Source organism: Sinorhizobium saheli (genome assembly GCF_001651875.1).
GTDB lineage: Bacteria > Pseudomonadota > Alphaproteobacteria > Rhizobiales > Rhizobiaceae > Sinorhizobium > Sinorhizobium saheli.
Genome location: NZ_LNQB01000066.1, coordinates 22,774 through 49,537 on the forward strand (window position 1 = coordinate 22,774; position 26,764 = coordinate 49,537).

General features: G+C 66.1%; 21 protein-coding genes. 10 read left to right on the top strand and 11 right to left on the bottom strand.

Translation table 11 applies throughout. The annotated features are described in order from the left end of the window. Positions 1-203 precede the first annotated feature (203 nt). The 4 genes from ATB98_RS08420 (at position 204) to ATB98_RS08435 (ending at position 3,665) form a co-directional block, all read left to right on the top strand. On the top strand, positions 204-848 hold the full coding sequence (locus tag ATB98_RS08420) for a DUF47 domain-containing protein (protein ID WP_066872083.1): 645 nt from the start codon (positions 204-206) through the stop codon (positions 846-848). Next, positions 848-1,852: an inorganic phosphate transporter gene (locus ATB98_RS08425; RefSeq protein WP_066871889.1), complete on the top strand. Its 1,005-nt coding sequence runs from the start codon at positions 848-850 to the stop codon at positions 1,850-1,852. Before ATB98_RS08420 ends, ATB98_RS08425 begins: the two co-directional genes overlap by 1 nt. Before the next feature lie 264 nt (positions 1,853-2,116). After that, a complete protein-coding gene (locus ATB98_RS08430; RefSeq protein WP_066872086.1) occupies positions 2,117-2,752 on the top strand; it encodes a DUF1326 domain-containing protein in 636 nt (211 codons plus the stop codon). 28 nt (positions 2,753-2,780) lie between these two features. Continuing rightward, positions 2,781-3,665 (top strand): DUF2182 domain-containing protein, encoded by an 885-nt coding sequence (locus ATB98_RS08435; protein ID WP_066872089.1) that lies wholly within the window; start codon positions 2,781-2,783, stop codon positions 3,663-3,665. 187 nt (positions 3,666-3,852) lie between these two features. On the opposite strand, the gene dnaJ is transcribed toward ATB98_RS08435, so the two are convergent. The 3 genes from dnaJ to ATB98_RS08450 form a co-directional block, all read right to left on the bottom strand. Beyond that, positions 3,853-4,989 (bottom strand): molecular chaperone DnaJ, encoded by a 1,137-nt coding sequence (gene dnaJ, locus ATB98_RS08440; protein ID WP_066871892.1) that lies wholly within the window; start codon positions 4,987-4,989, stop codon positions 3,853-3,855. Positions 4,990-5,251: 262 nt separating this feature from the next. Beyond that, on the bottom strand, positions 5,252-7,177 hold the full coding sequence (gene dnaK / locus ATB98_RS08445) for a molecular chaperone DnaK (RefSeq protein ID WP_066871896.1): 1,926 nt from the start codon (positions 7,175-7,177) through the stop codon (positions 5,252-5,254). 332 nt (positions 7,178-7,509) lie between these two features. Further along, positions 7,510-9,750 (bottom strand): transglycosylase domain-containing protein, encoded by a 2,241-nt coding sequence (locus tag ATB98_RS08450; protein WP_066871899.1) that lies wholly within the window; start codon positions 9,748-9,750, stop codon positions 7,510-7,512. A gap of 498 nt (positions 9,751-10,248) precedes the next feature. Here ATB98_RS08450 and ATB98_RS08455 point away from each other — a divergent pair, with 498 nt between their 5' ends. Further along, on the top strand, positions 10,249-11,136 hold the full coding sequence (locus tag ATB98_RS08455; protein WP_066871902.1) for a DMT family transporter: 888 nt from the start codon (positions 10,249-10,251) through the stop codon (positions 11,134-11,136). Positions 11,137-11,366: 230 nt separating this feature from the next. Further along, positions 11,367-11,852 (top strand): hypothetical protein, encoded by a 486-nt coding sequence (locus tag ATB98_RS08460; RefSeq protein ID WP_066871905.1) that lies wholly within the window; start codon positions 11,367-11,369, stop codon positions 11,850-11,852. 38 nt (positions 11,853-11,890) lie between these two features. On the opposite strand, the gene ATB98_RS08465 is transcribed toward ATB98_RS08460, so the two are convergent. The 3 genes from ATB98_RS08465 to ATB98_RS08475 all read right to left on the bottom strand — a co-directional run bounded on the left by ATB98_RS08465 (position 11,891) and on the right by ATB98_RS08475 (position 15,371). Beyond that, a complete protein-coding gene (locus tag ATB98_RS08465; RefSeq protein ID WP_066871908.1) occupies positions 11,891-12,838 on the bottom strand; it encodes a lysylphosphatidylglycerol synthase transmembrane domain-containing protein in 948 nt (315 codons plus the stop codon). Positions 12,839-13,228: 390 nt separating this feature from the next. Further along, positions 13,229-14,614 (bottom strand): dipeptidase, encoded by a 1,386-nt coding sequence (locus tag ATB98_RS08470; protein WP_066871910.1) that lies wholly within the window; start codon positions 14,612-14,614, stop codon positions 13,229-13,231. Between the two features lie 373 nt (positions 14,615-14,987). Further along, positions 14,988-15,371, bottom strand: a complete 384-nt coding sequence (locus tag ATB98_RS08475; RefSeq protein WP_066871913.1) for a hypothetical protein — start codon at positions 15,369-15,371, stop codon at positions 14,988-14,990. 105 nt (positions 15,372-15,476) lie between these two features. Between ATB98_RS08475 and polA the strand changes: the two genes are divergently transcribed. After that, on the top strand, positions 15,477-18,476 hold the full coding sequence (polA, locus tag ATB98_RS08480) for a DNA polymerase I (protein WP_066872092.1): 3,000 nt from the start codon (positions 15,477-15,479) through the stop codon (positions 18,474-18,476). Between the two features lie 50 nt (positions 18,477-18,526). Here the strand turns inward: polA and ATB98_RS08485 are convergent, their stop codons facing one another. Further along, positions 18,527-19,261 carry a sulfate transporter family protein gene (locus tag ATB98_RS08485; RefSeq protein WP_066871915.1) on the bottom strand — a complete coding sequence of 245 codons (735 nt, stop codon included), beginning with the start codon at positions 19,259-19,261 and terminating at the stop codon, positions 18,527-18,529. A 247-nt stretch (positions 19,262-19,508) separates the two neighbouring features. Between ATB98_RS08485 and ATB98_RS08490 the strand changes: the two genes are divergently transcribed. Genes ATB98_RS08490 through ATB98_RS08500 form a run of 3 tightly spaced genes read left to right on the top strand, consistent with a single transcriptional unit; the run spans position 19,509 to position 22,512 of the window. Beyond that, a complete protein-coding gene (locus ATB98_RS08490; RefSeq protein WP_066871918.1) occupies positions 19,509-20,870 on the top strand; it encodes an amidase in 1,362 nt (453 codons plus the stop codon). Continuing rightward, positions 20,867-21,778, top strand: a complete 912-nt coding sequence (locus ATB98_RS08495; RefSeq protein WP_066871921.1) for an ROK family protein — start codon at positions 20,867-20,869, stop codon at positions 21,776-21,778. The genes ATB98_RS08490 and ATB98_RS08495 overlap by 4 nt, the downstream gene beginning before the upstream one ends. Continuing rightward, positions 21,775-22,512: a copper homeostasis protein CutC gene (locus ATB98_RS08500; RefSeq protein ID WP_066871924.1), complete on the top strand. Its 738-nt coding sequence runs from the start codon at positions 21,775-21,777 to the stop codon at positions 22,510-22,512. The genes ATB98_RS08495 and ATB98_RS08500 overlap by 4 nt, the downstream gene beginning before the upstream one ends. 187 nt (positions 22,513-22,699) lie before the next feature. On the opposite strand, the gene nagA is transcribed toward ATB98_RS08500, so the two are convergent. The 4 genes from nagA to ATB98_RS08520 all read right to left on the bottom strand — a co-directional run bounded on the left by nagA (position 22,700) and on the right by ATB98_RS08520 (position 26,599). Continuing rightward, positions 22,700-23,860, bottom strand: coding sequence for an N-acetylglucosamine-6-phosphate deacetylase (gene nagA, locus ATB98_RS08505; protein WP_066871928.1), 1,161 nt, complete (start codon positions 23,858-23,860; stop codon positions 22,700-22,702). Further along, positions 23,857-24,879, bottom strand: coding sequence for an SIS domain-containing protein (locus tag ATB98_RS08510; protein ID WP_066872095.1), 1,023 nt, complete (start codon positions 24,877-24,879; stop codon positions 23,857-23,859). The genes nagA and ATB98_RS08510 overlap by 4 nt, the downstream gene beginning before the upstream one ends. A gap of 74 nt (positions 24,880-24,953) precedes the next feature. After that, complete coding sequence (locus tag ATB98_RS08515; RefSeq protein WP_066871931.1) at positions 24,954-25,718, bottom strand: GntR family transcriptional regulator; 765 nt, start codon at positions 25,716-25,718, stop codon at positions 24,954-24,956. Next, a complete protein-coding gene (locus tag ATB98_RS08520) occupies positions 25,715-26,599 on the bottom strand; it encodes an N-acetylglucosamine kinase (RefSeq protein WP_066871934.1) in 885 nt (294 codons plus the stop codon). Before ATB98_RS08520 ends, ATB98_RS08515 begins: the two co-directional genes overlap by 4 nt. Between the last annotated feature and the right edge of the window lie 165 nt (positions 26,600-26,764).

The following is a 26,764-nucleotide window of genomic DNA, read 5'->3' on the forward strand; positions in this document are numbered from 1 at the left end:
GGGATGAGCGGCACGCTTCCCAATCCTCACTCGCCGTCTTTGCGGGCAGAGCGCCAGTCCTTCGGGCCGCGTCCCCTTCTTCACTTCGCGCCCGCCGAATCCTTTGTGGGAAAGCTTTCATTTTCCGCCGCATCGGAACTTTCCCCGGGCGCGCAAGTACAATAAGACAACGGCGTGACAATCGACAGCTGGATGGATCGATGATGTTTGGCCTGTTTCGCAAGCTCCTCCCGCGCGAGGACCGGTTCTTCGATCTTTTCGCCGAGCACTCGCGTGTCGTCATGGGCGCGGCGGAGGCGTTGAATGCGCTGCTGGCGGGCGGGCCCGACATCGAAAGCCATTGCGATCGCATCGTCGCGCTCGAAAACGAGGCGGACGAAATCACCCGCGAGGTGCTGCTGGCCGTGCGCCGCAGCTTCATCACTCCCTTCGACCGGAGCAACATCAAGGATCTCATCCAGTCGATGGACGATGCGATCGACATGATGCACAAGACGGTGAAGACCATCCGGCTCTACGAGCAGAAGACGTTCGATCCCGGCATGCGCGAAATGGGAGCCGCCGTTGTCGAGGCCGCCCATCTCATCGCCGAGGCCATTCCCCTCCTCAACTGGATCGGCGCCAACGCCCATCGCCTGAGCGCCATCGGCGAGGAGGTGACGCGCGTCGAGGGCCGGTCCGACGAATTGCACGACCAGGGGCTCAAGGATCTGTTCCAGCGCTACGGCGCGAGCGATCCCATGGCCTATATGATCGGCCGGGAAATCTACGGCGAGCTCGAGAAGGTCGTCGATCGCTTCGAGGATGTGGCAAACGAAATCAGCGGCATCGTGATCGAGAACGTCTGATGGAAGCGACGCTCGCGTTCCCGCTGCTCCTGGGGCTGATCGTCATCGCCCTGTTCTTCGATTTCCTCAACGGACTGCACGACGCGGCCAACTCGATCGCGACCATCGTGTCGACCCGGGTGCTGAGACCGCATTACGCGGTCTTCTGGGCGGCCTTCTTCAACTTCATCGCCTTTCTGTTCTTCGGGCTGCACGTGGCCGAAACGCTCGGCAAGGGCATCATCGACCCGGGCATCGTCACGCCCGAGGTCATCTTCGCCGCCCTCGTGGGCGCGATCGTCTGGAACATCGTCACCTGGCTCTTCGGGATTCCCTCGAGCTCCTCGCACGCGCTGGTCGGCGGCCTCGTCGGCGCCGGTCTCGCCAAGGCCGGCTTCAGCTCCATCGTCTGGAACGGCCTCCTGAAGACGGCCGGTGCGATCGTCATGTCGCCGGCGATCGGCTTCTTCCTGGCGCTGCTCCTGGTCCTCATCGTCTCCTGGCTGTTCGTGCGGCAGACGCCCTTCGCGGTCGACCGCACCTTCCGCATGCTGCAGTTCGTCTCCGCTTCGCTCTATTCGCTGGGCCATGGCGGCAACGACGCGCAGAAGACGATGGGCATCATCGCCGTGCTGCTCTTCTCCCAGGGCTATCTCGGCTCGGAATTCTACGTGCCCTTCTGGGTGGTCATCACCTGCCAGGCGGCGATCGCGCTCGGGACGCTGTTCGGCGGCTGGCGCATCGTCCACACCATGGGCTCGAAGATCACCAAGCTCAATCCGATGCAGGGCTTCTGCGCCGAAACGGGCGGCGCCATCACGCTGTTCGCCGCCACCTGGCTCGGCATTCCGGTCTCGACCACCCATACGATCACCGGCGCGATCATCGGTGTCGGGTCGGCGCGCCGCGTCTCGGCGGTGCGCTGGGGCATCGCCGGCAACATCGTCGTCGCCTGGGTGATCACCATGCCGGCCGCGGCGCTGATCTCGGCTCTCAGCTATTTCGCCATCGACCTGATCGGCTGAGGTCCGGGAAGCAATTCAAAGTCTTACAGCGAGCTTGGCGCGTCCGATAAGACGCGCCGAGCTGTAGAAGGCGCGACGCCGTTGGCATCGGCGGCGCCGGAGAGTATATTTCGTCCCCTGCTGCATGTCCCTCGGTCGACCTCGATTGAAGGACGAGACATGCAGCAAAGTGCTGCAGCGGCTTTTGCGCGCCCGAGGAGGACGCGCGGCGCGGCAGTGGTCGCGTTCGCTGAAATCGACATCCATCGGATCTGGGAGGAGACGATGACGGACGTCAAATGGACGATCAAGGGTCGCGAATTCATTCATTGCAATTGCGCCTATGGCTGCCCCTGCCAGTTCAATGCGCGCCCGACGCAGGGGCACTGCAGCGCAATCGGCGTCGTCGAGATCGAGCAAGGGAACCATGGCGCCACGCGCCTCGACGGCTTGCGCTGCGCCATGATCGTGTCCTGGCCGGGTGCCATTCATGAGGGCAGGGGCGCTGTCGTGCCGATCATCGACGAGCGTGCCTCCGACGGCCAACGCGAGGCGCTGCTGCGCATCATGAGCGGTGAGGATACCGAACCCGGGGCGACGTTCTTCCAGGTGTTCGCGACGACCTTCGAGACCTTCCACGATCCGGTCTTCGCGCCGATCGATTTCGAGGTCGACATCGAGGGCCGGACGGCCCGCGTGAGCATACCGGGATGGATCGAGGCCCGCGGCGAGCCGATCCTCAATCCGGTGACGGGCGCCGTTCACCGCGCCCGGCTCAACCTTCCGGACGGCTTCGAATACGATCTCTGCGAGGTGGGCCGCGGCTGGGCCGACACGACCGGGCCGATCGCGCTTTCCCTGTCGGATTCGCATGCCCATTTCGCCCGGCTTCATATGACCGAAAGCGGCGTGGTCCACTGACGCCGTGCCCGACACAATGACAGACGCAATGCCCGACACCGCGCTCGAAACCCTCCTGCGACGGGACCGCGCGATCGTCGCGGCGTCGCTCGCCATGCTCGCCGCGCTCGCCTGGGCCTATATTCTCTGGCTGGCCGCCACGATGGACATGGGCGGCATGGCGATGCCCGAGCCCGGCATGGGTGCGGGCATGGACATGGACATGGACATGGACGACATGGGGAACATGGACATGTCGAACGGCCCGGCGACGCCGCTCGACACGCTTCTCGATGTCGCGCCGCGTCCCTGGACGGCCGTCGAGGCCGGCATCACCCTCACCATGTGGATCGTCATGATGGTCGGCATGATGCTGCCGTCGGCGACGCCGATGGTGCTGCTCTATGCCCGCGTCGGCCGCCAGAGCCGGAAGGAGGGGAAGCCCTTCGCCGCCACCGGCTTCTTTGCCGGCGGTTACCTGCTTGCCTGGGCTGGCTTCGCGGCGGCCGCGACGCTTGGGCAATGGCTGATGGAGGGCTCGCTGCTGACGCCGTCGCTCGCGAGCGCCAGCCGCGCCTTCAGCGGCCTCGTCCTGACGCTCGCCGGGCTCTACCAGTGGACGCCGCTCAAGGATGCATGCCTCGGCCAATGCCAGGCGCCCGTCGTCTTCCTGCAACGCCATGGCGGCTTCCGCCGCGATCCGGCCGGAGCGGTGCGGCTCGGCCTGCGCCACGGTCTCTATTGCATCGGCTGCTGCTGGGCGCTGATGGCGCTGCTCTTCGTCGGCGGCATCATGAACGTGCTTTGGATCGCGGCGATCGCCATCTTCGTGATGGCGGAAAAGGTGCTGCCGGCCGGCCGCCTGCTTTCCCGTGCGGCAGGTGCCGCGCTCATCGCCGCAGGCATCTGGCAACTGGTCGCGGCGGCGGCTTGAGAGCGTGCTGGTTCGGAATGTGCGCTTTTCAACGTATCTGCCCCTCGCCCGCTGCCGCGACCTTCTCCCCGCAGGCGGGGCGAAGGGGACTTGTGGCAGCGCCCCAGTCCCTCTCCTCGTCAGAACGGGAGAGGGTTAGTGGTCCTCGGCCTGAACCCGAGGAGAGGGGCAAAATTCAAGGACCACCCTAATCGCTCAGCGTGTCGAAGAAATCCTTCATGCGGGCGAAGAAGCCCGTCGATTCCGGATTGTTCTCCTTGGAGGAGATCTGCTCGAATTCCTGCAGGAGCTCGCGCTGGCGCTTGGTGAGCTTCTGCGGCGTCTCGATCTGGATCTGGATATAGAGGTCGCCCGTCTGGTTGGAGCGCAGCACCGGCATGCCCTTGCCCTTGAGGCGGAACTGCTTGCCGGCCTGGGTGCCCTCCGGCACGGTGACGCGCGACTTGGTGCCGTCGAGCGTGGTGACGTCGAACTTGCCGCCGAGCGCCGCCGTCGTCATCGAGATCGGCACGGAGCAATAGAGGTCGGCGCCGTCGCGCTGGTAGAATTCGTGCGGCTTGACCGAGAGGAAGATATAGAGGTCGCCCGCAGGGCCGCCGCGAAGCCCGGCCTCGCCTTCGCCCGAAAGGCGGATGCGCGTGCCGTCCTCGATGCCGGCCGGGATGTTGACCGAGAGCGTGCGCTCCTCCATCACCCGGCCCTGGCCGTGGCATTTGCCGCACGGATCGGTGATCGTCTGGCCGCGGCCGCCGCAGGTCGGACAGGTGCGCTCGATAGAGAAGAAGCCCTGGGCGGCGCGGATGCGGCCGCTGCCCTGACAGGTGCCGCAGGTCTTCGGGCTGGTGCCGGGCTTGGCGCCCGTGCCGGTGCAGACGTCACAGGTGACCGACGTCGGCACGCGAATCTGGGCCGTCTTGCCGGAAAAGGCCTCCTCGAGCGTGATCTCCATGTTGTAGCGCAGGTCCGCGCCGCGCTCGCGTCCGCCGGCCGAGCGGCGCCGGCCGCCGCCCATCATCTCGCCGAAGATGTCCTCGAAAATGTCGGAGAAGCCGCCGGCGCCGCCGGCGAAGCCGTTGCCGAAGCCCGCGCCCATGCCGCCGTGCTCGAAGGCCGCATGGCCGTAGCGGTCGTAGGCCGCGCGCTTTTGCGGGTCCTTCAGCGTCTCATAGGCTTCGTTGATTTCCTTGAAGGACTTTTCCGCTTCCTGGTCCCCGGGATTGCGGTCCGGGTGATATTTCATCGCGAGTTTGCGGAAGGCGCTCTTCAGTTCCTTCTCGTCCGCGTTTTTTTGAACGCCAAGCGTTTCGTAAAGATCACGTTTCATGCTTCAAAGATCGTCCTGTTAACAGCGACAGGGCTTGCCAGCGCCGCGGATCCGAAGGCTGCCTGATTATCTTGCCACAGGATTTAGTAAACCTTTAAGCGCGATACCATAGCCAAGTCGGGGCGGAAGCGGTTTTTTGTCGGAAAACGCGCATTTCACGCCACTTTCCCTGACCTCTTCCTCGATCCCCGGGCGTCCGATCCGGCACGCTGCAACAAAAAGGCCCGGGATCGCCCCGGGCCTCTCGTCCAAACCAGGATGCTCAGGCCGACCGCTTGCGGTCGTCTTCGTCCTTGACTTCCTCGTAGTCGGCGTCGACGACGTCCTCGCCCGAGCGCTTGGCGTCGGCAGCGGCATCCGCATGAGCGGCCTCCGCCTGCTGGGCCTCATAGATCGCCTGGCCGAGCTTCATGGAGACTTCCATGAGCGTGTTGGTCTTCGCCTTGATGTCCTCGGCGTCCGGCTCGGAAGCCTCGACGGCGGTCTTCAGCGCAGCGATCGCGTCCTCGATCGCCTTGCGGTCCGTCTCCGAAACCTTGTCACCATAGTCCTTGAGCGACTTCTCCGAGGAATGAATCAGGCTTTCGGCCTGGTTCTTGGCCTCGACCGCCTCGCGGCGCTTCTTGTCGGCCTCGGCATTGGCTTCGGCGTCCTTGACCATCTTCTCGATCTCGGAGTCGGAGAGGCCGCCGGAGGCCTGGATGCGGATCTGGTGCTCCTTGCCCGTGCCCTTGTCCTTGGCCGAGACCTGGACGATGCCGTTGGCGTCGATGTCGAAGGTCACTTCGATCTGCGGCACGCCGCGCGGTGCCGGCGGAATGCCGACGAGGTCGAACTGGCCGAGCAGCTTGTTGTCGGCCGCCATTTCGCGCTCGCCCTGCGAGACGCGGATCGTCACGGCGGACTGGTTGTCGTCGGCCGTCGAGAAGACCTGGCTCTTCTTCGTCGGGATCGTCGTGTTGCGCTCGATCAGGCGGGTGAAGACGCCGCCGAGCGTTTCGATGCCGAGCGACAGCGGGGTCACGTCGAGCAGCAGCACGTCCTTGACGTCGCCCTGCAGCACGCCGGCCTGGATGGCGGCGCCCATGGCGACCACTTCATCCGGGTTGACGCCCTTGTGCGGCTCCTTGCCGAAGAGCTGCTTGACCGTCTCCTGGACCTTCGGCATGCGGGTCATGCCGCCGACGAGAACGACTTCGTCGATCTCGGCAGCCGAGACGCCGGCATCCTTGAGCGCGGCCTTGCACGGCGCGATGGTCTTCTGGATCAGGTCCTCGACCAGGCTTTCGAACTTGGCGCGCGAGAGCTTCATCGTCAGGTGCTTCGGACCGGAAGCGTCGGCCGTGATGAACGGCAGGTTGATCTCGGTCTGCTGCGAGGACGAGAGCTCGATCTTCGCCTTTTCGGCAGCTTCCTTGAGGCGCTGCAGCGCGAGCTTGTCGTTCTTGAGGTCGATGCCCTGCTCCTTCTTGAATTCGGAGGCGAGGTATTCGACGAGACGCATGTCGAAGTCTTCACCGCCAAGGAAGGTATCGCCGTTGGTCGACTTCACCTCGAAGACGCCGTCGCCGATCTCGAGAACCGAGATATCGAAGGTGCCGCCGCCGAGGTCGTAGACGGCAATGGTCTTGCCGTCCTTCTTGTCGAGGCCGTAGGCGAGCGCTGCCGCGGTCGGCTCGTTGATGATGCGCAGCACGTCGAGGCCGGCGATCTTGCCGGCATCCTTGGTGGCCTGGCGCTGGGCGTCGTTGAAATAGGCCGGAACGGTGATGACGGCCTTCTCGACCTTCTCACCCAGGTAGGATTCGGCCGTTTCCTTCATCTTCTGAAGGATCATCGCGGAGATCTGCGACGGAGAGTAGGTCTTGCCGTGTGCTTCGACCCAGGCGTCGCCATTGTCGGCCTTGACGATCTTGTAGGGGACCATCCCCTTGTCCTTCTGCGTCGTCGGGTCCTCGAAGGTACGGCCGATCAGGCGCTTGATCGCAAAAAGGGTGTTTTCCGGATTGGTGACGGCCTGGCGCTTGGCCGGCTGGCCGACGAGACGCTCGCCATCATCGGTGAATGCCACCATCGAGGGGGTCGTGCGCGCGCCCTCAGCATTTTCGATCACCTTCGCGTCCTTGCCGTCCATGACGGCGACGCAGGAGTTGGTCGTTCCGAGGTCTATACCAATAACTTTAGCCATGTCGTTCTCTCCTTGCAGCGGACTGTCGGAACCCCGGTCAGGCATTCGTGGGACAGCCCCTAACGGGATGGTCTTTTGAAGTTCATCGCAGCCGCGGCTGCGTCGATGCGGCGTATATAAGGACCGGCGTATCGGACTGCAAGGCATTCTGCGGGGCGATCCGGGGCAAATGCAAGCGGCCTCGGACGATCGGACGGAAGATGTGCTCGACCGCCTTCGCGGCTCGCGCGCCGAAGATTTGCAAGGCGGCCGTCGATGCCGCCCCCGGAGGGCCGCAAATGCGGCTCCGCGCGGGGCACTTCAATGGAGCAAAATCCTGAGCGCGTCGCGGTTCAGCCGCCCGTCAGCAGCTCGAACAGCGTCGTGCGGCGGGTCGTCCCCGTCGTTTCGCCGACGCCCGCCGGCGGGATCGGTCCGCCGGCCTGTTCCGCCGGGCGCACCTGCTCGACGGCGGCCGTGCCGTCGACGCCCGCGGGCGGCGCGGGGAAGGCCTCGGGATCGCCGCCCATGAGGCCGTCCGGCGCCGTCTCGCCGGCCGCGGCCATGCCGCCTTCGTCGAAGACCGGCTGCACGCCCGTCGTGCCGAAGAGCGGCGAGGGCGAAAGCCCCTCATGCGCGGCGACCATGAAATCATGCCAGGCCTTGGCCGGCAGGCCGCCGCCGGTGACCTTCTTCATCGACTTGCCGTCGTCGTTGCCGAACCAGACGCCGGTCGTCAGGTTCGACGTGTAGCCGACGAAGAGCGCGTCGCGGAAGGATTGCGTCGTGCCGGTCTTGCCGGCCGCCTCCCAGCCGGGCAGGCGTGCCTTCTTGCCGGTGCCGTTCGTCAGCACCCGCACCATCATCCGGTTCATCTCGCTGACGATCGCCGGGTCGAGCACGCGCGGCGGGTTGTCGTAGGTGTTTTCGTAGAGCACCGTGCCGTCGGCGGTGGAGATGCGGCGGATGACATGCGGGGTCGCCTTGAAGCCGCCATTCATGAAGGGGGCATAGGACGAGGTGAGTTCCACCAGCGTCACCTCCGACGTGCCGAGCGCGATCGAGGCGTTCGCCTGCATCTCGGAATCGATTCCCATCCGGTGCGCGAGCTGGACGACGTTCTGCGGTCCCACTTCCATCACCAGCTGGGCGGCAATCGTGTTCAGCGAATTGGCGAGCGCATCGGCGAGCGTCACCTCGCCGCGATATTTCTGGTCGTAGTTTTCCGGCGTCCAGTTGCCGATCCTGACCGGCGCGTCGTTCCTGACCGACATCGGCGTGCGGCCGATCTCCAGCGCCGCCGCGTAGACGAAGGGCTTGAAGGCCGAGCCCGGCTGGCGCTTCGCCTTGGAGGCGCGGTCGAACTGGCTCTCGGCATAGTCCCTGCCACCGACGAGCGCCCGGATGGCGCCGGTGCCGTCGATCGAGACGAGGGCCGCCTGCGACGCGTTGAGCTTGCCGCCCTCGGCATCGAGCGTCGCGGCGATGACCTCTTCGGCCTTCTTCTCGAGCGTGAGGTCGATCGTCGTGTCGATGACGAGGTCCTGCTTGACCTCGCCGATCATGCCGGGAAGCTGGTCCATCACCATGTCGGCGACGTAGTGCTCGGCCCCCGACCAGAAGCTCTTCGCCCTGGTCGGCGTCTGCGACATCGCCGTCTTGATCTCGGCATCGGTGACGTAGCCCTCCTCGCGCATGGCGCCGAGCACCACCTGCGCGCGCGCCTCCGCGGCTTCCGGGTCGCGCGCCGGCGACAGCCGCGACGGGGCCTTGAGGAGCCCGGCGAGCACCGCCGCCTCGCCGAGATTGACGTCGCGCGCCGACTTGTTGAAGTAGCGCCGCGAGGCCGCCTCGACGCCATAGGCGTTGGAGCCGAAGAAGACGCGGTTGAGATACATCGCCAGGATCTGGTCCTTGGTGTATTTCTGCTCCAGCCAGAAGGCGAGCAGCACCTCCTGCACCTTGCGCTCGAGCGTGCGTTCCGGTGACAGGAAGAGGTTCTTGGCGAGCTGCTGCGTGAGCGTCGAGCCGCCCTGGACCATGCGGCCGCTCGTGAGGTTGGTCAGCATGGCGCGCACGAGCCCCAGCGGGTCGACGCCGAAATGCGAATAGAACCGCCGATCCTCGATGGCGATCACCGCCTGCGGGATATAGGGCGACATGTCCTCGAGCGCGAGCGCCTCGCCGCCGGTCGCGCCGCGATTGGCGATGATGTCGCCGTTGACGGCGAGGATCTTGACGTTCGGCGGACGGTCGGGGATCGACCAGCTCGTCGCGCTCGGCATGCGCGCCCCGTAATAGAGCACCAGCCCGCCGACGCCGATCGCCCCCCATATGCCAAGCACGATGCACCAATAGGCAAGCCGCCGGACGAGCCCGAAGAAGCCGCCGCCGGAACCGCCGCGGCCGCCGCCCCTCTTCGCCGGCCTGCCGCGCGTCTCGCGCTTGCCGCGGCCCTCGGATGCCTTGGCGCGTTTCAAGGGCTTGCGGCCGCCGGCCGTCACGCGATCGCTCGCATCGACGCGGAACTCGTCGCCGTCGTCGTCTCCGCCGAAGGAAGGTTCGATCCGTTGTCCCGATTTGCCGCTCGCCATGCCGGAAGGATAGGTCCCCTTGAGGCCGGACCGGGCTCGATCATCGCTTCCAAGCGATCCCCGGCGGCGCAGTTGTCGCGCGTCGGGCCTGTCCCGTCCGCTCGTGCCGATCCGTTGAACTTTAAATGCGGCAATTTAAGGGGGAGTTAAGGACGGGGTTTCGCGGATTGTCGACATCTTTCAAATTGTTACCGCGGCCGCCGTCGACCGGTGCCGTGGATGCCGGATTTCGCCGATTCCGATGCTGCCCTGCATTATCTGCAATGCTGCAATGCAACATTGTCCCTGTTAAATCAGGGGGGATGATTTATTCTCCTCCTTGTCGACGCGCTGTACCTCCTCCCACGGCGCCCGACATGAGATCGGTTCCACTCCTCCTCCCAGAACCGATCGAGTTCAAAGACCCCGACGCCACCTCCTCCCGGCTCGGGGTCTTTTCTCTTTCTGGGCGTCCGCTGTCGTCGTGGTGGCCGCCGCAAGGCGCCTATCAGCGGACCCATGAACCCCAAGGCTAACGGCTACGTCTTCGCGCTTCTGGCGATCGTCATCTTCTCGATCCAGGACGGCATCTCGAAGCACCTCGGCGCGCTCTATCCGCCGGTTTTCGTAGCGATGATCCGCTACTGGGCCTTCGCCGCCTTCGCTGTGGCGCTCGCCGCGCGCGCGCCGGGCGGGCTTGGCGCCACCGTCAAGACGGGGAGGCCGCTCCTGCAGCTGCTGCGCGGCGCGCTTCTGCCGGCGCAGATCGTCGCCGTCATCACCTCCTTCACCATCGTCGGGCTCGCGCATTCCCAGGCGATCCTCGCGGCGACGCCGCTTTTCGTCGCCCTGCTCTCGATGCCGCTCCTCGGCGAGCGCGTCGGCTGGCGCCGCTGGACGGCGATCACCATCGGCCTCATCGGCGTGCTCCTGATCCTGAAGCCGCAGGAGGGGGCGTTCAATCTCGACTTCCTGCTGCCGCTTACCGCAGCCTCGATGTTCGCGATCTATGTCATCACCACGCGGCTTGCGAGCCGCGCGGATTCGGCGATGACCAGCTTCTTCTACACCGGCGTCGTCGGCGCCGCCGCGATCAGCCTCGTCGGTCCGTTCTTCTGGGCGACGCTGTCGGCGCCGGACTGGGGCTGGATGGTCCTGCTCTGCATCACCGGCTCGTCGAGCCATTATTTCCTGATCCGCGCCTATGACATGCTGGACGCCGCCGCGGTGCAGCCGCTCACCTACCTGCAGCTCGTCTTCGCCTCGATCATGGGCGTCGGCATGTTCGGCGAAACGCTGACGGCGAACATGATCGTCGGCTCGGTGCTGGTCGTCGCCGCCGGCATCTTCACCGTGTGGCGCGAGCACGTCGTCGCGCGACGCAGGGCCGGCCTGCCGCCGCGGTAACCGGCCTCCTCAACGCAAAATCGCCCGGATCATACCGATACTGGCCCTTGTGAGCCGCGCTCTTCCTGGGCTTTGGCGTTCGGGCGCCGTCGCCGAGCACTGACTGAGCGCTTGTGAATGGATCCTCGGGTCGAGCCAGTCGAGCCTGAGGATGACCTCCGGACAGCGGGGTGCAAACCCGACTCTGCGGCATTGCGCTCGGCGGGATTACCCCTTCGAGAGGAGATAGGATGAGGTTTCTATGCGCAGTCGCGTTCGCGGCACTTTCGGCAACCAGCATCGAGGCGATGGCGCAGGAGACCATCGCCTATGTCGATGACCGTTCCGACGGCGCGGCGCTCGTCAGGTCACTCTACAACGCCATCAACCGCAAGGAATATGCCAGGGCCTACAGCTATTTCGCCCCGTCGAAGCCCGTCGGCGAATTCAAGGCCTTCGTCGATGGTTACGCCAACACGCGATCCGTCGAATTGACGATCGGCAAGGCGACGACGGAGGGCGCCGCCGGCAGCATCTATGCTGCCGTTCCCGTGGTGCTGAAGTCGGTTGAAAGTCAGGGCGAGCCGCGCTTCTTTTTCGGCTGCTATGTGGCCCGGATCGCCAATCCGGCGATCCAGGGCCTCCCCTTCACGCCCTACCAGATCGAGAAAGCCCATCTCGAAGAAGTCGAGGAGCCGATCGATCGGGCGGTCCCCTCCACTTGCACCACGCGCTAAAGCGCCGCCTTCAATCCAATTCAAGCGATGGGGCGACATCAGGATTCGTTGGCGCTGCGCTGCTCCAGGAAGCGCGAGTGCTCGAAGACGAAGATGACGATCAGCGCCATGACGAAGGGGACGAGCAGGTAGAGCAGCCGGAAGATCGCCAGCGCCGCCAGCACGTCGGCCGGGTCCATCTCGGGGAGGGCGGCGATGAAGACGAGTTCCAGCACGCCGAGCCCGCCCGGCGCATGCGACAGGAGCGCTGCGGAGAAGGAGGCGAGGAAGATGCCGAGGACGACGATGTAGCCGGGATTGCCGGCTGCGGGCAGCGCAAAATAGATGATGCCGGCTGCGCCCAGAAGCTCGAGCGGGGCGATGATCAATTGCTTGAGGGCTATCGAAGGCCGCGGATAGTGGAGCTGGAACCAGCGCGTGCGCAGCGGCCGCAGGCCGACCAGGCTGCCGAGCACGTAGAGGGCGATGAGCGCGAGGATGAACACCCCGGTCGTCAGCGACATCTCGATCGGCAGCACTTCAGCGAAGCGCTCGATGATCTCGGGCCTCGCGAGTAGCACGATCGCCGAGAGCATCAGCGTGCCGAGCGTGAAGGTGAAGGAGCAGAAGGCGACGAGCACGCCCACTTCGCCGGGCGTCAGCCCCTTCGAGCGATAGGCGCGATAGCGCACGACGGCACCGGAAAACACCGAGGCGCCGAGATTGTGCGAGAGCGCATAAGTGGTGAACGAGCAGATCGTGATGTACCAGAGCGAGATGCGGTGGCCGAGATGGTCGAGTGCCAGCTTGTCGTAAGCGGCAAGCGCCGCATAGGCGATGAGCGTCGAGCCGACGGCCAGCAGCCAGCTCGTGAACGAAATCGCCTGGAAGCTCGCGACGAATTCGTCGAGCGAAAGCCCTCTGAGCTCATGATAGAGCGCGTTCACCGAGAACAGAATCGCCGCCAGCCCCACGACGGGCCAGAAATATGTTCTCAGTCGCTTCATGCTCGCATCAGGGGGCCGGCCGGATCGAGGCGTGCCTTCCGGTTCGCGGTGGTGCCCGAGCGGTCAAGCCTGTCCCGCGCAATTAAAAATTCGCGCCCGGAACCCGACGCCTCGCTCCTCAGCCCTGCCAATAGCCCACTTTCCCATTCTGTTCTGTTTTGTTTTCAAAAAAGGGAAGCATCCTGCGGCGGGCAGGTCAAGCAGCGATTACGATTGAGCGCGACGCGCTTCGATGCATGTCGCCCAAAAGTGTGGCGCGGTTTTGGGGCGACGACATGCATCAGGACCAACGCATGTCGCCCAAAAGTGTAGAGCGGTTTTGGGGCGCAGACATGCATAATGCATGTCGCCCAAAGCGCGTCGCAAGAAATGCGTTCGATCGCGACGCGCTCAGGCGAGCGCGTCGAGGATGCGGATCCACGAGCGGATGCCCTTGTGGAAGGACTGGAGCTCGTATTTCTCGTTGGGCGAATGGATGCGGTCGTCGGCAAGGCCGAAGCCGACGAGCAGGGACTCCATGCCGAGCATCTTCTGGAAGTCGCCGACGATCGGAATAGAGCCGCCCATGCCGATGACGATCGCCGGCTTCGGCCATTCTTGAGACAGCGCCGCCTTGGCCCTGGTGAGGAGTTCGGAATCATAGGGCAGATGGATAGCCGGCGAAGCGCCGTGCTCATGAAACTCGACCGAGCAGTCCGCCGGGATCTTCGAGCGCACATAGGCGCGGAAACTCTCGCGCACCTTCGCCGGATCCTGGTTGCCGACGAGGCGGAAGGAGACCTTGGCGGAGGCCTCGGCCGCGATCACCGTCTTGAAGCCCTCGCCCGTATAGCCGCCGACGATGCCGTTGACCTCCGCCGTCGGCCGCGCCCAGGTGAGCTCGAGCACCGAGCGGCCCGTCTCGCCCGCGGGAATCGAGAGCCCCACCTCGCCGAGGAAATTCTCGGCCGTCCGGCCGAGCTTCTCCCAGCTCGCCTTGATCTCGGCGGGTGTTTCCTCGACGCCGTCGTAGAAATTGTCGAGCGTCACGCGGCCGGTCTCGTCGTGCAGCCCGGCCAGGATGCCGGTGAGGATGTGGATCGGGTTTGCCGCCGCGCCGCCGAAAAGGCCGGAATGCAGATCCCGGTCCGCCGCCCGGACGACGATCTCCTCGCCGACCAGACCGCGCAGGCCGGCGGAGATCGCCGGGGTCTCCCGGTCCCACATGCCGGTGTCGCAGATCAGCGCGTAGTCGGCCTTGAGTTCGGCGGCATTGGCCTCGAGAAAGGGCTTGAGCGAGTGTGATCCGGATTCCTCCTCGCCCTCGAAGAGGATGGTGATGCGGCAGGGAAGGGCGCCGCGTGCCTCCTTGTAGGCGCGCACCGCCTCGACGAAGGTCATCAACTGCCCCTTGTCGTCGGATGTGCCGCGGCCGGTGAGGACCTTCCGTCCGGGTGCGATTTCCCTGACCGCGGGCTCGAAGGGGGGCGCCTCCCAGAGGTTCAGCGGGTCGACCGGCTGGACGTCGTAGTGGCCGTAGAACAGCAGGTGCGGCGCGTTCGCCGTTGCCGCTTGATGATGGGCCACGACCATCGGGTGGCCGGGCGTGTCGCGCACGGAGGCTTCGAAGCCGAGCGCCTGGAGTTCCGCCACTAGCCACTCGGCCGCCTTGCGGCACTCGGCCTTGTAGGCGGGGTCGGTGGAAATGGACTTGATGCGGACGAGGTCGAAGAGCCGTTCCAGGCTCTGCGGCAGGTTAGCGTCGGCGCGCTCGAGAACGGGGGCGATACTTGCCATCTTGCGAATCCCTTTTGGTCTTGCGGCGAAACTAGAATCGAAAGCGGGCCGCTTTAAGCGAATTCTTTTGATGCAACGATAAATTGTCGCACGGAAGCGGCCCGCCGATGAAACCGGCAACAAAAAACCGTCACGGCGCGGAGGCGGCGCCGTGACGGCTCTTTGAAAGCGGGACAAAGGCCCGGAGAGGGGGATGAGGCCTTTGTCCTCCATCTGGTGCGGGCGGGGGACAGGCCAATCACCAGACACGCGGCAATAATATCGTGCCGCTCCATATGATTTGAGGATTCAAATGTGGCTTTTCAAGGATTGCCCGACTGAATCGCACATTACAAATGTGTAACGTTTCCGTGAGTCTCCGACGGGCGATTCGTCACGAAATGCGGCGGCGTTCCCGGATCGAGAGCAAGCCGACGATTACGCCGTAGCCCATCGCAATCATCGTGAATTGCCCCAGCAAAAAACTCCCGGTCTGGTTGAGGTCGAGCCCCAGTATCACGACGAAGGAAGCGACCATCATCCCTTGTGCGAAGGAATATTCGAGCACCTGCCAGAGCGGCGGCTGCGCGCCGTCTTTTCCCTGGAAATGGGCATCGAGGCCCTTGCTTGCAAGAAGATAAGCCGGTGCGAAAATCGTCTTCACCGCGATGAGCGGTGCCGGGTCGGCGAGCAGGAAAGCGGAGAGGACAAAGCCCGCAAGCGCCGCCCCGCCATGCAGCAGGTATTGCAGAACGATATATTTCGCGTGTTCCGGCATGAATCGTTCTCCACAAAGTTGTCCGATCTTACGAAGCCCCGCGAAAACTGCAAGGGATCAAAACCGCAATGGACCTTTGCCGTGCCCCGCGCTATCCATGGCCGCATGAAAAACGGTGATCATCTCTTCCTCGTCGACGGCTCCGGCTTCATCTTCCGGGCGTTCCACGCCATCCCGCCGCTCAACCGCAAGTCGGACGGGCTTCCGGTCAATGCGGTCGCCGGCTTCTGCAACATGCTCTGGAAGCTCCTGACCGACGCGCGCGACACGTCGGTCGGTGTCACGCCGACGCATTTCGCGGTGATCTTCGACTATTCGTCGAAGACCTTCCGCAACGGGCTCTACGACCAGTACAAGGCGAACCGCACGGCGCCGCCGGAGGACCTGATCCCGCAATTCGGGCTGATCCGGCACGCCACCCGCGCCTTCAACCTGCCCTGCATCGAGAAGGAAGGCTACGAGGCCGACGACCTGATCGCGACCTATGCGCGGCTCGCCGAGGAGGCGGGCGCCGACGTCACCATCATTTCCTCCGACAAGGACCTCATGCAGCTCGTCACCCCGAAGGTGTCGATGTACGACAGCATGAAGGACAAGCAGATCACCATTCCGGACGTCATCGAGAAATGGGGCGTGCCGCCGGAGAAGATGATCGATCTCCAGGCGATGACCGGCGATTCGACCGACAACGTGCCGGGCATCCCGGGGATCGGCCCGAAGACCGCGGCGCAGCTTCTCGAGGAATATGGCGATCTCGACACGCTGCTCGGGCGTGCCGGCGAGATCAAGCAGCAGAAGCGGCGCGAGGCGATCATCGCCAATGCCGACATGGCCCGCCTTTCCCGCAAGCTCGTGACGCTCGACAAACACACGCCGCTCGACGTGCCGCTTGACGAGCTGAGGCTCGATTCCCAGGACGGGCCGAGGCTCATCGCCTTCCTGAAGGCACTGGAATTTACCACGCTCACCCGCCGCGTTGCCGCCGCTACCGATACGGATGCGGAGGCGGTCGAGCCGGCTTACGTTCCGGTCGAATGGGGCGCCCAGGCGCACGGCCCCGACCTCGACGTCGGCGAGGCCGCCGGCCCGCCGCCGACGCCGCAATCGTCGACTGCGACGCCGCCGCGCGGCGACGCCGCCAGGGCGGCCGTTCCCTTCCTGTCCAGGGGTCGGGACGCGACACCGGAAGGACTGGCCCGGGCGCGTGCGGAATTTTTCGCGAAGGCGCCCTTCGACCATTCGTCCTACGTGACGATCCGCGATCCCGCGACCCTCGATCGCTGGATCGCCGATGCGCGCGATGCCGGGCTCGTCGGCTTCGATACGGAAACGACATCGCTCGATGCGATGCAGGCGGAGCTTTGCGGCTTCTCGCTGGCGATCGCCGATTATGCGGACGATCCCCTGGGTTCGCGGATCAGGGCGGCCTATGTGCCGCTCACCCACAAGAACGGCGTCGGCGACCTTCTGGGCGGCGGGCTCGTGGAAAACCAGATTCCGCTACGCGAGGCATTGAGCCGGCTAAAGGAGCTGCTCGAAGACCCATCGGTCCTGAAGGTCGCGCAGAACCTGAAATACGACTATCTGGTGATGAAGCGGCATGGGATCACCATGCAGAGCTACGACGACACGATGCTGATGTCCTACGTGATCGATGCCGGCAACGGCGCCCACGGCATGGATTCGCTTGCCGAGCGCTGGCTCGGCCACACGCCGATCGCCTACAAGGACGTCACCGGCACCGGCCGCTCCTCGCTCACCTTCGACTTCGTCGACATCGACAGGGCGACGGCCTATGCCGCGGAAGACGCGGACGTGACGCTCAGGCTCTGGCATGTGCTGAAACCCCAGCTTGCCGCCAAGGGCCTGACGCGCGTCTATGAGCGGCTGGAGCGGCCGCTGGTCCCCGTACTTGCGCACATGGAGGAACGCGGCATCACGGTCGACCGCCAGATCCTGTCGCGGCTCTCCGGCGAGCTGGCGCAGGGGGCGGCCGCACTCGAGGACGAGATCTATCGCCTCGCCGGCGAGACCTTCACCATCGGCTCGCCGAAGCAGCTCGGCGACATCCTGTTCGGCAAGATGGGCTTTCCGGGCGGCTCCAAGACCAAGACCGGGCAATGGTCGACCTCCGCTTCGGTGCTCGAGGACCTCGCCGCCGCCGGGCACGAGCTGCCGCGCAAGATCGTCGACTGGCGCCAGCTCACCAAGCTCAAGTCCACCTATACCGACGCGCTGCCGGGTTTCGTGCATCCGGAAACGAAGCGCGTCCACACCTGCTTCGCACTGGCCGCCACGACCACCGGACGGCTTTCCTCCTCCGACCCGAACCTGCAGAACATCCCGATCAGGACCGCCGAGGGGCGCAAGATCCGCACCGCCTTCGTCGCGAGCCCGGGGAACAAGCTCGTTTCCGCGGATTACAGCCAGATCGAGCTGCGCGTGCTCGCCCATGTCGCCGATATCCCGCAACTCCGCCAGGCCTTCGCTGACGGCGTCGACATCCATGCGATGACCGCTTCGGAAATGTTCGGCGTGCCGGTCGAGGGCATGCCGAGCGAGATCCGCCGCCGCGCCAAGGCGATCAATTTCGGCATCATCTACGGGATCTCCGCCTTCGGCCTTGCCAACCAGCTCTCGATCGAGCGCTCGGAAGCCGGCGACTACATCAAGAAATATTTCGAACGCTTCCCCGGCATCCGCGACTACATGGAGAACACCAAGGCCTTTGCCCGCGAGCACGGCTATGTCGAGACGATCTTCGGCCGCCGCGCCCACTATCCGGACATCCGCTCCTCCAACCCGTCGATGCGCGCCTTCAACGAACGCGCCTCGATCAACGCGCCGATCCAGGGCTCGGCCGCCGACATCATCCGCCGCGCCATGGTCAAGATGGAACCGGCGCTTGAGGCGGCGAAGCTCTCCGCCCGGATGCTGCTCCAGGTCCACGACGAGTTGATCTTCGAGGTCGAGGAAGGCGAGATCGAGCGGGCCGTCCCGGTGATCGTGTCGGTGATGGAGAACGCGGCGATGCCGGCCCTCAGCATGAAGGTGCCGCTGAAGGTCGATGCCCGGGCGGCGCATAATTGGGACGAGGCGCATTAGGGCGGAATGCGCCCAAAAGCGTTCGCGCCGCCGCCTATCTCTTCAAGCGTTCAGCCTCGCGCCACGGCCATGGCGCGGGCGAAACCCGGGTCGCGGGCCGACAGCATCTTGTGCAGGTGCACCATCATGCCGGCCGCGAAGAGCGGTGTCAGCAGGTTGAGCAGAGGCACGGCGAGGAAGGCGACCAGGACGAGGCCGGCGAGAAACACCGTCGCCCGGTGCTTGCGGCGGAAGAGCCGCGCTTCCGCCGGCGGACGATGGCGCATGGCGGCGAATTCGAAGAATTCCCGTCCGAGCAGATAGCCGTTGACGAGGAAGAAGGCGATGAGATTGACGCCCGGCACCAGCAGAAGCAGGAGCGCGACGATGTTGCCGAGGATGACGACGCCGAGGAATTTGGCCGAGCTCGCGATCGCCTCGGCAAGCGGCAGCGGCGTGCCCGGCGCCTCTGACGGATAGTCGCGCTTCTCCACCACCTCGGCGACATCGTCGAGAAAGAAGCCGGCGATCAGCGCGGTCACCGGCGCGAGCAGCAGCGCCAGCCCGAGAGCGAGACCGAGGCTCGCCAGGATGCCGACCACGAAGGTGAGCCAGCCGGCCCATTCGGGGGTGCCGGGCATCAGCGCGTCGAGCCAGGGCAGCGCCAGCCAGGCGAAGAGTTCGCGCAGGGCGAACCAGAGCGCGACCAGCGCCAGCAGCGTCAGCCCGATGACCTTCCAGAAGACCGTGCGGGTCTCCGCCGCGAAGAGATTGGCGAAGGCAAGTCGCGCCGCATCGAGAATCATGACCGGTCTCCCTCAGGCAAGTGGATCGAGAGCCATGTAGGCGAGCGCATCGGCAGCGACAAGGCGGTCCCCATGCCTCGCCGTTATGTTCTTGGCAATCAACGGGCTGGACAATCAACGGGCTGGGGCGACAGGCGCTGGCAATCGGCAGGCGCGACGATATGTTAGGACGATAGGCGTCGCCACGTCCGCGGCGCGTCCTTCAACCGGCTCCGGTCTCGAGGTGACATGCAGGAGGGGAGACATCATGACCAATCAGAAGACGCTCGCGAGCCTCGCCGTTCTCGTGCAATCGGGGCAGCTCGATCCCGCCGCACTCGCGATGGAGACCCTGAGCCGGATCGAAAGCCATGCCGACCGGTCGATCTTCGTCGGGCTGACGCGCGAGCGGGCGGAACGGGAAGCGAAGGCCGCCTCCGCGCGCATCAAGGCCGGCCGCTCGCTCGGCCTGCTCGACGGCCTGCCCGTCGCCTGGAAGGACCTCTTCGATCTTGCCGGCAGCGTCACGACGGCCGGCTCCGTCGTGCTCGCGGACAGCCCGCCGGCGGCCGCCGACGCAACGGTGGTCGCCGCGCTCGCCGGTGCCGGCATGGTCAGCGTCGGCCGCACCAATATGAGCGAGTTCGCCTTTTCCGGCCTCGGCGTGAACCCGCATTACGGCACGCCCCGCAACCCGGCCTCGGCGGACGAGCATCGTATCCCGGGCGGGTCCTCCTCCGGTTCGGCGGCGGCAGTCGCCGCCGGGCTCGTGCCGCTGGCGATCGGCACCGACACCGGCGGCTCGGTCCGTATTCCGGCGGCGCTGACCGGCATCGTCGGCTACAAGGCGACGCGCGGGCGCTATGCGATGAAGGGCGTCTTCCCGCTCGCCGGGAGCCTCGATTCGCTCGGCCCCCTTTGCCATACGGTCGAGGACGCCATCTGGGCGGATGCGGGAATGCACGGGCTGACCGCGCCGGTGATCCGCCGGGCCGAGCTTGGCGACCTTTCGATCATCGTGCCGGAAACCGTCGTCTTCGACGACGCCGAGCCGGAAGTCGTCCGCACCTTCGAGGCGGCGGTCAGGAGACTGGAGGCGGCGGGCGTCAAGGTCCGGCGCCAACCCTTCCCGAGCTTTTCCGAGGTCTTCGAGCTGACGGCGCGCCACGGCGCGCTGGTGACGGCGGAGGCCCATGCGCTCCACCGCGAGCGCCTCGCCGGCCCTGAGGCCGCTCGGATCGATCACCGCGTCGTCGCGCGCATCCGCCTCGGCGAGAAGATCACCGTCAGCGACTATATCGCCCTTCTCGAGGCCCGCGACCGGCTGATCCACGAGACGGTCGAGCGCCTCAAGGGCGGAGAGTTCCTTGCGCATCCGACCCTGCCGCATGTGGCGCCGCCGGTCGCGCCGCTGCTTGCCGACGACGACCTCTTCTTCAAGGTGAATGCGAAGACGCTGCGCAACACCTTGATCGGCAACTTCCTCGATTTCTGCGGCGTCTCGATCCCCTGCGGCGAGGGCGCGGCGGGCCTGCCGGTCGGCTTCCTCCTCTCCGCGCCGCACCATCAGGATGACCGGCTGCTTTCCGCCGCACTCGCCCTCGAGGCGCTGATCCGGGGCGAGGCATGATCGTCTGCTTCGACATCGGCGGCTCGGCGATCAAGGGCGCGATCACCCATTCGCCGGAGCGGATCTTTCCGCTGCCGCGGCGCACGACGCCGCTCGATGATTTTCGGCGCTTCGTCCAGGTGCTGGAATCGCTGCTCGACGAAGCGGGCGGGCTGCCGGAACGGGTGGCGATCTCGATCACCGGCGTCATCGATCCCGAAACGCGCCGGATCAAATGCGCCAACATCCCCTGCATCGACGGGCGTGAACTCGCGGCCGAGCTCGAATCGGCGCTGCACCTGCCGATCGTGATCGCCAACGATGCCGACTGCTTCGCGCTCGCCGAAGCGGGCATCGGCGCCGGCCGCGGTCATCGCATCGTCTTCGGCGCGATCCTCGGCACCGGCGTCGGCGGCGGGCTGGTGGTCGAGGGCAGGCTGATCAACGCCGATGGCGGCTTCGCCGGCGAATGGGGCCACGGACCCTCCGTCGCGGCCGAGGCCGGGCATCCGCCGATCGCCATCCCGGCCTTTCCCTGCGGTTGCGGCCAGAGCCGCTGTGTCGATACCGTCGGCGGCGCCCGCGGACTGGAGCGGCTACACGAGACGGTCCACGGCAAGGCGCTGGCGAGCCACGAGATTATCGACACCTGGCAGGGCGGCAATGCCGAAGCGGCGCGGACGATCGACGTCTTCGTCGACCTCGTCAGCTCGCCCCTGGCGCTGGCGATCAACATCACCGGCGCGACGATCGTGCCGGTCGGCGGCGGCCTCTCCAACGCCGAAGCGCTGCTGGCCGAAATCGACCGCAGCGTGCGCCAGCGGATTCTCCGACGCTTCGACCGGCCGCTGGTCGTGCGCGGCGCGTGCCGGGTGGAACCGGGCCTGATCGGCGCCGCCCTGCTCGGCTTTGAAGGGAAGGCATCATGACCGGCATAAAGCTCGAGGTCTGCGTCGACGACGCGGCGGGCCTCGCCGCGGCGATCGACGGCGGCGCCGACCGGATCGAACTCTGCTCCGCCCTTGCCCTTGGCGGGCTGACGCCGAGTGCCGGGCTGATGGCGCTTGCCGGCCCGCCGCCGGTGCCAGTCTATGCGATGATCCGCCCGCGCCCCGGCGACTTCGTCTATGGCGCCGCCGATCTCGACGTGATGCGCCGGGACATCGATCAAGCCCGCGAGGTGGGGCTTGCCGGCGTGGTGCTCGGGGCGTCGCTCGCCGACGGCCGGCTCGACGCACGCATGCTGACGAAGCTCGCCGGCCACGCCGCCGGCCTGGGGCTCACCCTCCATCGCGCCTTCGATCTCACGCCGGATTTCGCCGAGGCGATCTCGCTCGCCGTCGATCTCGGCTTCGAGCGCATCCTGACCTCGGGCGGCGCGAGAAGCGCGCCGGAAGCGGTCGAGACGCTGGCCGGGCTCGTCGAACTCGCCGCCGGGCGGATCTCGATCATGCCCGGTTCCGGCATCACCGTCGACACGATCGGCTTGCTGCTGCCGAGGCTCGCGGTGACGGAGGTCCACTCGTCCTGCTCGCTCAGCGAGTCGACCAGGGACCGACGGCTCATCGATATGGGCTTTGCCGCCGAGGGCCGTCGCCGCACCGATGCGGCAGCGGTGAAAGCGCTGAAGGCGCGGCTCGAGGCCTTGCAGGCGAGCTCTTGACCCCGGTCGCGGCTGGAGGAGTCGGGTCGGAGACCGATTCTCCCGCGCCCGCCTCATCCGGCCTGCCGGCCACCTTCTCCCCGCAAGCGCCGCAAGCGGGGCGAAGGGGACGCGCGGCGGCGCCCCAGTCCCCTGTCGCCGTCAGAACGGGGAGGGTGAGGGGCTTTTCTCGGCGTGACCCGCTGCCTCAGGCGGCGAAGACAATCTCGCCGCCGATCCAGGTCGAGCGCATGGCGAGCTCCGGCGTCAGCAGCACGAAATCGGCATCCGTGCCGGGCAAGAGCCGGCCCTTGTGCGAGGCGATGCCCATGACGTCGGCTGGATAGGCGGAGGCCATCCGGATCGCCTCCTCGACCGGCAGGCCGAGCTTCTCGTGCACGAAGCGGACGGAGGAGAGCATGTCGATGTCGGCGCCGGCGAGCGTGCCGTCGGCGAGCGTCAGCCGCCCGCCCTGGCGCAGGATCTCGCGGCCGTTTAGGAGGAAGCTCGTCTGATCGGTGCTGATCGGCGACATCGCGTCGGTGACGAGGAAGATCTGGCCCGGCCCGCGCTTGCCGCGGATGGCGATGCCCATCGTCGCCGGATCGACATGGAAGCCGTCGGCGATCAGGCCGGCATGCAGGGTGCCGGTGGCGAGGGCCGCGCCGACGACGCCCGGTTCACGGTGGCCGAGCCCGCTCATCGCGTTGAAGAGATGGGTGACGGTCCGCGCACCGGCTTTCGCATAGGCGCAGGCGGTGTCGTAGTCGACATCGGTATGGCCCAGGCTGACGACGACGCCGGCGTCGGCGAGCGCGCGCACTTGCTCCTTCGTCGCGTTTTCCGGGGCGACGGTGACCATCAGGCAGCCGAGCGCCTTCGCGCAGGCGAGCATTTCCCGGAGGTCGTCATCCTCCATCGGCCGGATCAGCGACGGATCGTGGGCGCCCTTGCGCGCGACCGACAGATGCGGTCCCTCGAGATGCAGGCCGAGGAAGCCGGGCACCAGCGCGGCCTTGGCGGCAAGCCCGGCCTCGATGGCAGCGGTCCTGATGTCCCGCCTGTCGGTGATCAGCGTCGGCAACAGCGCCGTCGTGCCGAATTGCGCATGCGCCTCGCAGATCTGCCGGATGCCGTCGAGCGTCGGCTGCTCGTTCAAGAGCGCACCGCCGCCGCCGTTGACCTGCAGGTCGATGAAGCCGGGAACGAGGAGAAGGCCGCGCGCATCGATCGTCTCGGCATCGTCTCCCGCGGCTGCGGCGGGAACGATCGCCTTGATATGCCCCCCCTCGATGACGAGGGCGGCGCCGTCGTGGCAGTCGATGCCGTCGAAAATCCGCGCGCCGATGATCTTCTTCTTCGCAGTCATCGTGTCTCCGTCACCTTGTTGAGGCTCGCGGGGGCGTCGGGGTCGAGGCCGCGCGAGCGAGACCAAGCTTCGACGAAGCCGTAGAACGGCAGGATCAGCGCCAGCGCGTCGGTGAGCGGATGTCCGGTCTCGACGAAAGGCAGGCGCTTCGCCTTCGTCGCCCGGGCCGAGGTCACGTGCACGACCGCGCCCTTGGCGCTCATGCCGTCGGCGATATCGGCGACCGAGGCCTCGGCCGCATCGCGTGCGGCAAGGACCAGCACCGGGAACCGCGGGCCGACGAGCGCCACCGGTCCGTGCAGCACCTCCGCCGCGGAATAGGCCTCGGCATGCATGCCCGACGTCTCCTTGAACTTCAGCGCCGCTTCGCTGGCGATCGCGAGCGCCGGGCCGCGGCCGAGCACGTAAAGCGATTCGGCTTCGCCGAGATCGGCGGCGAAATCCTGCCAATCGAGCTTCACCGCCCTGGCGAACTGGTTCGGCAGGTCGGCGACCGCCCGCTTGAGCCCCGCGTCGCCGGTCCATTCGCCGAGGACGGCAAGGCCCGCAACGACAGAGTTGACGTAGGACTTGGTCGCCGCGACGGCGATTTCGGGGCCGGCGAGGATATCGAGCGGGTGGGTGCAGGCCGCCGCGATCGGCGAAGGCAGCGTGTTCGTGAGCGCGATCGAGACGGCGCCGGCGCGGGTCGCGGCTTGAGCCATGGCGACGATGTCCGGGCTCTTGCCCGACTGCGAGATGGCAATCGCCGCGGCCCCGCCGAGCTTCAGCTCCGCGCCGTAGATCGAGGCAAGCGACGGCCCGAGCGAGGCGACGGGGCGGCCGGCCGAAAGCTCGATCGCATATTTCAGGAACAGGGCGGCGTGGTCGGAGGAACCGCGGGCGATCGTCACGAGAAAGGCCGGGTCCTTGGCGCGAAGGGCGGCGCCGGCGGCGGCGAGTGCTGCGGCCGAACGCTCCAGCAACCGGGCGGCGGCCTCGGGAATCTCGTCGATCTCGCGCCGCATGTTGGTCTGCATGGTCATGTCCTTTCCTGGATCGCGCTGATCCCGGTGCCGATCCGCGCAATCGAAGCTTATGAGTTAGGGCGGTTTCAGCTTTCGGGAATTGTCAGTTCCGCGACAAAATCATAGGCGTCGCCGCGGTAGAGCGAGCGGGTGAACTCGACGACGCGCCCGGATGCGAGATAGGAGATGCGCTCGATCGAGAGACCGGCCGCGCCGACGGCAACGCCGAGCATAGAGGCGTCGGGATCCTTGATGTTGCAGGCGGAGATGCGCTGCACCGCGCGCACCGGCCGGGCATTCTTCTTCTCGAGCTCGGCATAGAGCGACGAGGTGACGACAAGCGGGTCGGGAACGAATTCCGCCGAGACGCAGGCGCGCTCGATCGCAAGCGGCATGTCGTCGGCGATGCGCAGCCGCCCGAGACGGGCGACCAGTGCGCCGGCCGCAAGCCCGAGCGTCATCATCTCGTCGGGCGAGGGATGGAAGAGCCCCCGCTCCAGCCACTCCGCCCGCGCGTTGAGGCCGCGGCGGGCCATGTCCTCGGTAAACGAGGTAAGCCGCGAGAGCGATTGCTCGACGCGCGAGACGGGCCGCACGACGAAGGTGCCGGAGCCGTGCCGGCGCACCAGCAGGCCGTCGCGCACGAGGTCGTCGACGGCCTTGCGCACCGTGACGCGGCTGACATTGGCATAGTCGGCGAGGTCCCTCTCGGGCGGCAGCGCGTCGCCGTGATTGAGCTTGCCGGAGAGTATCGCGTCCTCGAGCGACTGGCGGAGCTTGAGATAAAGCGGGCCCGCGCCTCCCGACTGCAGGCCTTCGAGCGGCAGGATGGCGGCAAGCTGCTCGTTCATGCAACGACCTCCGGCCGGGAGCCGAAGCGGACGGCCGCAAGCGCCACGGCCCCCGTCAGCGCATCGGCCTCGGCCTCGACGAAGAGCGGCTGGTGGCGCTCGGCAAGCCAGGGACGGTAAAGTGCCGCGAGCCCGCCGAGCAGGCAAATCGTCCGGCTTCCCCGGGCGACGACCACGTCGAGCGCCTCGTCGACGGTGGTCGCGGCGGCCTTGAGGAGGCGGAGTGCCACCGGATCGCCGCGCCCGGCACAGTCGAAGACGCGCGGCGCATAGCGGCCGAACTCGCCGGGCTTGGCGAGGCGGGCGAAATCGACGAGATCGCGCGGATCGTTGTTGAACTCGGCCAGGACCGATTGGGTGACGGCCGAACTTTCGTGGATGCCGTCGAAGGCAAGCAGGCTTTCCTGCAGCAAGGCATGGCCGATGCGCGCGCCGCTGCCGTGGTCGCCGACGGTGAAGCCCCAGCCGCCGATGTAGCGCACCTTGTCGCCCTCACGTGCGATATAGATGGTGCCGGTTCCGAGGATGGCGACGGCGCCGTCCTTGTCGCCGAGCGCGCCCTGCAGCGCGATCAGCCCGTCCGATTCGATTTCGGCGGCGGCAAAGGGAAGCCGCCTCTTCACATAATGGACGGCATCGCCGACATTATGCCCGGCGACGCCGAGAATCGCCCGCGCTTCGGCGATGCCGGCCGGATCGAGACCCGCGTCCTGGAAGGCGGCCCGTGCCGCGTCGGCGATATGCTGCAGCGCCGTCTCGGGATCGGTTAGAATGTTGGCGGCGCCGGCCTTGCCGCGGCCGAGAATTCGGCCGTCCGAAGCCGCGACTGCCGCGCGGCAGCTCGTTCCGCCTCCATCGATTCCGATCAGGTAAGACGCCATGGGTACCTCCGTTTCCTCAAGATACCAAAAAAATACCATTAACCAAGCATGATTTCCGGCGAAGATTGACAATTCCATGCATACAATTGTTTTTATTGAAGAATTTTATCTACAGCGCGCTTTCTCTCATCAAAAGTTAAATTTCTCCTAGACAAGTGGTATTTT

Bases quoted from the DNA above. Each gene is read 5' to 3' on its own strand.
- ATB98_RS08430 (WP_066872086.1), top strand. From the start codon at position 2,117: ATGACGGACGTCAAATGGACGATCAAGGGTCGCGAATTCATTCATTGC.
- polA (WP_066872092.1), top strand. From the start codon at position 15,477: ATGAAAAACGGTGATCATCTCTTCCTCGTCGACGGCTCCGGCTTCATC.
- ATB98_RS08495 (WP_066871921.1), top strand. From the start codon at position 20,867: ATGATCGTCTGCTTCGACATCGGCGGCTCGGCGATCAAGGGCGCGATC.
- ATB98_RS08470 (WP_066871910.1), bottom strand. From the start codon at position 14,614: ATGGCAAGTATCGCCCCCGTTCTCGAGCGCGCCGACGCTAACCTGCCG.
- ATB98_RS08510 (WP_066872095.1), bottom strand. From the start codon at position 24,879: ATGCAGACCAACATGCGGCGCGAGATCGACGAGATTCCCGAGGCCGCC.
- ATB98_RS08500 (WP_066871924.1), top strand. From the start codon at position 21,775: ATGACCGGCATAAAGCTCGAGGTCTGCGTCGACGACGCGGCGGGCCTC.
- ATB98_RS08520 (WP_066871934.1), bottom strand. From the start codon at position 26,599: ATGGCGTCTTACCTGATCGGAATCGATGGAGGCGGAACGAGCTGCCGC.
- ATB98_RS08490 (WP_066871918.1), top strand. From the start codon at position 19,509: ATGACCAATCAGAAGACGCTCGCGAGCCTCGCCGTTCTCGTGCAATCG.
- dnaK (WP_066871896.1), bottom strand. From the start codon at position 7,177: ATGGCTAAAGTTATTGGTATAGACCTCGGAACGACCAACTCCTGCGTC.
- ATB98_RS08420 (WP_066872083.1), top strand. From the start codon at position 204: ATGTTTGGCCTGTTTCGCAAGCTCCTCCCGCGCGAGGACCGGTTCTTC.
- ATB98_RS08450 (WP_066871899.1), bottom strand. From the start codon at position 9,750: ATGGCGAGCGGCAAATCGGGACAACGGATCGAACCTTCCTTCGGCGGA.
- ATB98_RS08475 (WP_066871913.1), bottom strand. From the start codon at position 15,371: ATGCCGGAACACGCGAAATATATCGTTCTGCAATACCTGCTGCATGGC.
- ATB98_RS08435 (WP_066872089.1), top strand. From the start codon at position 2,781: ATGCCCGACACCGCGCTCGAAACCCTCCTGCGACGGGACCGCGCGATC.
- ATB98_RS08455 (WP_066871902.1), top strand. From the start codon at position 10,249: ATGAACCCCAAGGCTAACGGCTACGTCTTCGCGCTTCTGGCGATCGTC.
- ATB98_RS08460 (WP_066871905.1), top strand. From the start codon at position 11,367: ATGAGGTTTCTATGCGCAGTCGCGTTCGCGGCACTTTCGGCAACCAGC.
- ATB98_RS08485 (WP_066871915.1), bottom strand. From the start codon at position 19,261: ATGATTCTCGATGCGGCGCGACTTGCCTTCGCCAATCTCTTCGCGGCG.
- dnaJ (WP_066871892.1), bottom strand. From the start codon at position 4,989: ATGAAACGTGATCTTTACGAAACGCTTGGCGTTCAAAAAAACGCGGAC.
- nagA (WP_066871928.1), bottom strand. From the start codon at position 23,860: ATGACTGCGAAGAAGAAGATCATCGGCGCGCGGATTTTCGACGGCATC.
- ATB98_RS08515 (WP_066871931.1), bottom strand. From the start codon at position 25,718: ATGAACGAGCAGCTTGCCGCCATCCTGCCGCTCGAAGGCCTGCAGTCG.
- ATB98_RS08465 (WP_066871908.1), bottom strand. From the start codon at position 12,838: ATGAAGCGACTGAGAACATATTTCTGGCCCGTCGTGGGGCTGGCGGCG.
- ATB98_RS08425 (WP_066871889.1), top strand. From the start codon at position 848: ATGGAAGCGACGCTCGCGTTCCCGCTGCTCCTGGGGCTGATCGTCATC.